This window comes from Phenylobacterium sp., assembly GCF_035276905.1.
GTDB lineage: Bacteria > Pseudomonadota > Alphaproteobacteria > Caulobacterales > Caulobacteraceae > Phenylobacterium.
In genome coordinates this window covers 1-5,947 of the sequence record NZ_DATELG010000339.1, presented here as the reverse complement: position 1 = coordinate 5,947, position 5,947 = coordinate 1, and the positions used below count along the sequence as shown (strand labels likewise).

Genomic DNA, 5,947 nt, shown 5'->3' with positions numbered 1-5,947 from the left:
GCCGCAGCGTCGGCGCGAGCCGTTTCGGCGACGGTGAGGATCTGACGCGCGGCCAAGGACAGCCTCCGATCTTCCGCTCCATCGCCCTGCCGCGCCGAACGGGGCGCGAGGTCGTGGTCGGCCCTCCGATGCCATCCGGCGGCGGCGGCGAAAAGCCCTTTCGCGAGGCGCTGTCCCAGGTTTCCGCCGCAATCTTCAGCAGTCGGGCGTGAAAGGTTTCAGCGCCGCAAAACGTCGCGCCGAACCAAAACGCCGTTTTTCCGGCGAATTCGCTTTGCGCGCGCCTCGCTGCGTTACAATTCAGCCCGATCCGACCGCCTGCGCGCGGCTTCGCCGCCCACATCCGGGGCGCTGCATCGACCTGACTGAATTTTGTGCTATCAGCGCCCACTCCTTGGGCGCCTGCGGATTCCCGCAGCTTCCGAGCTGATCCCGGGCAGACTCTCCCTTGCCCGGCCCGGCCCCAGCGTGCACCTCCGCCGCGACCGCCGGGGCGGGATCCGTTTCACCAAAGCCGACGAGGCCATGAAAAAGATCGAAGCCGTCATCAAGCCGTTCAAGCTGGACGAGGTGAAGGAAGCCCTGCAGGAGCTCGGCGTCCAGGGCATGACGGTCATGGAGGCCAAGGGCTACGGCCGCCAGAAGGGGCAGACGGAACTCTACCGCGGCGCCGAGTACGTCGTGGACTTCCTGCCCAAGATCAAAATCGAGGTCGTCGTCGCCGACGATCAGCTGCAACCCGCGCTGGACGCCATCGCCGGCGCGGCGCGCACCGGCCGCATCGGCGACGGCAAGATCTTCATCTCCGACGTCATCGACGTAATGCGCATCCGGACCGGCGAGACCGGCCCGGCCGCCATCTGACACCCTCCAGCATCGAGATCCAAAGGGGAACCCAAATATGGCCACCGCCAAAGATATTCAGGCGCTGATCAAGGAAAAGGACGTCAAGTACGTCGACGTGCGCTTCACCGACATGCGCGGCAAGATGCAGCACGTGACCTTCGACATCGACCTGGTCGACGACGACTTCCTGACCGACGGCACCATGTTCGACGGCTCTTCGATCGCCGGCTGGAAGGCGATCAACGAGTCCGACATGAAGCTGCGTCCGGACCTGAGCACGGCGATCATCGACCCGTTCTACCAGCAGACGACGCTGGCGATCTTCTGCAACGTCGTGAACCCGGACACCGGCACGCCCTACAACCGCGACCCGCGCTCGATCGCCGCGGCGGCGCTGAACTACACCAAGTCGGCCGGCATCGGCGACACGGTATTCTTCGGCCCCGAGGCCGAGTTCTTCATCTTCGACGACGTGCGCTGGAACACCGCCCCGCACGACACCGGCTACTCCTTCGACTCCTCGGAACTGCCGGTGAACTCGGCCAAGGTCTATCCGGAAGGCAACATGGGCCATCGCCCGGGCCCGAAGGGCGGCTACTTCCCGGTCAACCCGATCGACTCGGCCCAGGACCTGCGCGGCGAAATGCTGGCGGTGATGGGCGAGCTCGGCATGCAGCCGGAAAAGCACCACCACGAAGTGGCGCCGGCTCAGCACGAACTCGGCCTGAAGTTCGCCGAGCTGATCACCATGGCCGACCGGATGCAGCTCTATAAGTACGTCATCCAGAACGTCGCCCACGCCTACGGCAAGACGGCGACCTTCATGCCGAAGCCCATGTTCGCCGACAACGGCTCGGGCATGCACGTGCACCAGTCGATCTGGAAGGACGGCAAGCCGATGTTCGCCGGCGACAAGTACGCCGGCCTCTCGGACACCTGCCTCTGGTACATCGGCGGCATCATCAAGCACGCCAAGGCGATCAACGCCTTCTCCAACCCGACCACCAACTCCTACAAGCGTCTGGTGCCGGGCTACGAAGCCCCGGTGAAGCTGGCCTACTCGGCCCGCAACCGCTCGGCCTCGATCCGCATCCCGCACGTCGACAGCCCCAAGGCCAAGCGGATCGAAGCGCGCTTCCCCGACCCGATGGGCAACCCCTACCTGACCTTCGTGGCCCTCTTGATGGCCGGCCTCGACGGCATCGAGAACAAGATCGATCCGGGCCCGGCCGCGGACAAAAACCTCTACGACCTGCCGCCCCGCGAGCAGAAGAAGATCCCGGAAGTCTGCGGCAGCCTGAAGGAAGCGCTCGAGAACCTCGACAAGGACCGCGCCTTCCTGAAGAAGGGCGGCGTCATGGACGACGACTTCATCGACGCCTACATCGAGCTGAAGATGGAAGAAGTCATGCGCCTTGCACTCCACCCGCACCCGGTGGAATTCGATATGTACTTCAAGGCCTAAGCGCTCTTATCTGAGCGACTTGAGAAGGGCCGCGGTTCGCCGCGGCCCTTTTTTCATGTCATCGCGGACCGGATCAGGCCAAGCTAGAACGGTGTAACAGTTACATCCAAACGTGCGAGCCTGCCGCCTTGCGCCAAGCCCTCCTCGCCTTCGCCTCCAGCCTCGTTCTTTCGGGCGCCGCCCAGGCCCAGCCCTCGCCCGGCCCCCAGCCGGCGCCGCCGCAACCGCCGATCGCCCCGGCGCAGGACACGGCCTACCCCGGGGTGATCCAGCTCGCCGTCGACGCCACCGATCTCGACCGGCGCATCCTGCGGGTGCGCGAGACGCTTCCGGTCGCCGGCGGCCAGCCGTTCACCCTGCTGTTTCCGAAGTGGCTGCCGGGCCACCATTCGCCCAACGGGCCGCTCAATGACTTCGCCGGCCTGGTGGTGCGGGCGAACGGCCAGGTCATTCCCTGGCGCCGCGATCCAATCGACGTCTTCGCCTTCCACGTCGATCCGCCGGCCGGCGCGACGACCCTGGACCTGGAGTTCCAGTTCGTCTCGCCGACCGCCAAGGACCAGGGCCGGATCGTCGTCACGCCGGACATGCTGAACCTGCAGTGGAATCAGGTCGTGCTCTATCCGGCCGGCTATTTCACCCGCCGCATCGCCGTCGAACCCAGCGTGCGCCTGCCCGCGGGCTGGAAGTTCGCCACCGCCTTGGACGGCGCGACCCGCGGGGGCGACGGGGTGCGCTTCGCCAGGACCGACGTCGACACCCTGGTCGACTCGCCGATCTTCGCCGGCCGCTGGTTCAAAGAGGTCGACCTCGACGCCAAGGGCCGCTCGCCAGTCAGGCTGAACGTCGTCGCCGACAGCGCCGACCAGCTGGAGGCCAGCGACGAGCAGATCGCCTTGCACAAGGCGCTCATCGGCCAGGCCGACAAGCTGTTCGGCGCGCGCCACTACGACCACTACGACTTCCTGCTGGCGCTGACCGACCGGATGGGCGCGATCGGCCTGGAGCACCATCGTTCCAGCGAGAACGGGACCACGCCGAGCTACTTCACCGACTGGAGCAAGGCCGCCCCCTACCGCGACCTGCTGCCGCACGAGTACGTCCACTCCTGGAACGGCAAGTTCCGCCGCCCGGCCGACCTTTGGACGCCGGATTTCGCGACCCCGATGCGGGGCAGCCTGCTTTGGGTCTACGAGGGCCAGACCCAGTACTGGGGCCAGGTGCTGGCGGCGCGCTCGGGCCTTTGGACGAAGCAGCAGGCGCTGGATTCGCTGGCCATGACCGCCGCCCTCTACGGCGGCCGGCCGGGGCGCGCCTGGCGCTCGGTCGAGGACACCACCAACGACCCGATCATCAACGCCCGCCGACCGATCCCCTGGGTCAGTTGGCAGCGGTCGGAGGACTACTATTCGGAAGGGATGCTGGTCTGGCTCGACGCCGACACCCTGATCCGCGAGCGCTCGGGCGGCAAGCGTTCGCTCGACGACTTCGCCCGCGCCTTCTTCGGCGTCGGCGACGGCAGCTGGACGCCGGTGACCTACGATTTCGACGAGGTGGTCGCCACCCTCAACAAGGTCCAGCCCTACGACTGGGCCAGCTTCCTCAAGGCGCGGCTCGTCGACGTGGCGCCGCAACCGCCGTTCAGCGGCCTGGAGCGCGGCGGCTGGAAGCTGGTCTTCACCGACACGCCCACCGCCTTCTGGAAGGACAACGAGGCGCGCCGGCACAGCGTCGACCTCGGCTATTCGCTGGGCCTGTCAATCGGCCGCGACGGGGCCATCGACGCGGTGCTATGGGACAGCCCCGCGTTCAAGGCGGGCCTGGCCGTCGGCGGCAGGATCCTGGCGGTCGACGGGATCGCCTACGACGCCGACGACCTGAAGCGGACCATCACCGAGGCCAAGACCGGCCGCGAGCCGATCACCCTCCTGGTGCAGACCGGCGACCGGTTCAAGATGGTCCCGATCGACTACCATGGCGGTCTTCGCTACCCGCGGCTGGAGCGGATCGAGGGCGCGCCCGACCGGCTGTCGGCGATATTGGCGCCGCGGGGCTAGCCGTCGAGATCCCTCTCGACACCAAACGCCGCCTCGGCCTCGACGCCGAGCGCTCCTGGGTCGTGGTCACCGAAGCCAATGTCTTCACGTGGCCCGGCCCGGATCTTCGTCCCACGCCCGGCCAGGGACCCGAGAGCGTCGCCATCGGCATGCCCCCTCCGCGCTTCTTCGCTCACGTGCGCGATCGGTTCCTGGCGATGCGGCATGACATCGTCGCGCGCACCAGCTGAACCGGGCGCAACCTTCGCCTCCGACAGCCCATTGATCCCGACGAAAGTCGTGAGGTGATGTCGGGAATTGTGAGGTCGGCAGCAACGTCGCCAGACGCTTCGTCCTCCCCCAGCCGCCCTTCGCCACATTGCCATCCCGCCGCCCGGTATTCATACCGGTCTGCAGAATCGCGCCAAATTCCCAGAGTCATGCCCAGCAACGCCAAAGCCCAAGCCTCGCTCTTCGACGACGCGCTGAACCCGGCGCCGGCCGCGCCGCTGGCCGAGACGCATGAGCCGCGCCCCGATCCGGCGGTGATCGGGCTTAAAGCCACCTCCGGCTATTCGGCCGCCGACATCGAGGTGCTGGAAGGGCTGGAGCCGGTGCGCAAGCGGCCGGGCATGTACATCGGCGGCACCGACGAGCGGGCGCTGCACCACCTGTTCGCCGAGGTGCTCGACAACGCCATGGACGAGGCCGTCGCCGGCCACGCCAAGGTCATCGAGGTCACTCTGGACGCCGAGGGCGTGCTGACGGTGCGCGACGACGGGCGGGGCATCCCGGTCGACCCGCACCCCAAGCATCCCGGCAAGTCGGCGCTGGAGGTCATCATGACCGTCCTGCACTCCGGCGGGAAGTTCTCCGGCAAGGCCTACGAGACCTCCGGCGGCCTGCACGGGGTGGGCGTGTCGGTGGTCAACGCCCTCTCCGAACGCGTCGAGGTGGGCGTCTGGAAGGACGGCTTCGAGTGGCGCCAGGTCTTCAGCCGCGGCAAGCCGCTGGGGGCCATCGAGAAGCTCAGCCCCACCCGCAAGAAGGGCACGGCGATCAGCTTCCAGCCCGACCCGGTGATCTTCGGCGAGGGCTGCGCCTTCAAACCCGCCCGCCTCTACCGCATGGCCCGCTCCAAGTCCTATCTGTTCGGCGGGGTGGAGATCCGCTGGAAGTGCGATCCCGCCCGGATCCACGACCAGACCCCGCCCGAGGCGACCTTCCGCTTCCCCAACGGTCTGGCCGACTTCCTGGCCGAGCGGGTCAAGGACATCGAGACCGTCACGCCCGAGCCCTTCGCCGGCCGCTACGAGCGGCCCGGGGAGACCGGCAAGGTCGAATGGGCGGTGACCTGGACGGGCGCCGGCTTCGGCGAGGCCGACGGCTTCATGCAGTCCTACTGCAACACCGTGCCGACGCCCGAGGGCGGAACGCACGAGTCCGGCCTGCGCGCGGCGCTGACCCGCGGCCTGAAGCAGTACGCCGAGCTGACCGGCGAGAAACGCGGCGGGCTGATCACCGCCGAGGACGTGGTCGCCCAGGCCGGCGCCCTGATCAGCGTCTTCATCGCCAACCCCGAGTTCCAGGGCCAGACCAA

The 5,947-nt window shown here is 67.6% G+C and carries 6 protein-coding genes; all 6 read left to right on the top strand.

Going from position 1 to position 5,947, the window contains the following annotated elements:
• Positions 1–212, top strand: a 212-nt coding sequence (locus VJS38_RS16045) for a hypothetical protein (RefSeq protein WP_324089157.1), incomplete at its 5' end; no start/stop codon positions are given.
• 313 nt (positions 213–525) lie between these two features.
• A complete protein-coding gene (locus VJS38_RS16040; RefSeq protein WP_324089156.1) occupies positions 526–864 on the top strand; it encodes a P-II family nitrogen regulator in 339 nt (112 codons plus the stop codon).
• A gap of 37 nt (positions 865–901) precedes the next feature.
• Positions 902–2,311 carry a type I glutamate--ammonia ligase gene (gene glnA, locus VJS38_RS16035; RefSeq protein WP_324089155.1) on the top strand — a complete coding sequence of 470 codons (1,410 nt, stop codon included), beginning with the start codon at positions 902–904 and terminating at the stop codon, positions 2,309–2,311.
• A gap of 128 nt (positions 2,312–2,439) precedes the next feature.
• Complete coding sequence (locus VJS38_RS16030; RefSeq protein WP_324089154.1) at positions 2,440–4,368, top strand: peptidase M61; 1,929 nt, start codon at positions 2,440–2,442, stop codon at positions 4,366–4,368.
• 62 nt (positions 4,369–4,430) lie between these two features.
• Positions 4,431–4,598 (top strand): hypothetical protein, encoded by a 168-nt coding sequence (locus VJS38_RS16025; protein ID WP_324089153.1) that lies wholly within the window; start codon positions 4,431–4,433, stop codon positions 4,596–4,598.
• 189 nt (positions 4,599–4,787) lie between these two features.
• The coding region (locus VJS38_RS16020; protein ID WP_324089152.1) for an ATP-binding protein at positions 4,788–5,947 on the top strand (1,160 nt) is incomplete at its 3' end.

Coding starts and splice junctions, on each gene's coding strand:
- VJS38_RS16040 (WP_324089156.1), top strand. CDS start 526: ATGAAAAAGATCGAAGCCGTCATCAAGCCGTTCAAGCTGGACGAGGTG.
- glnA (WP_324089155.1), top strand. CDS start 902: ATGGCCACCGCCAAAGATATTCAGGCGCTGATCAAGGAAAAGGACGTC.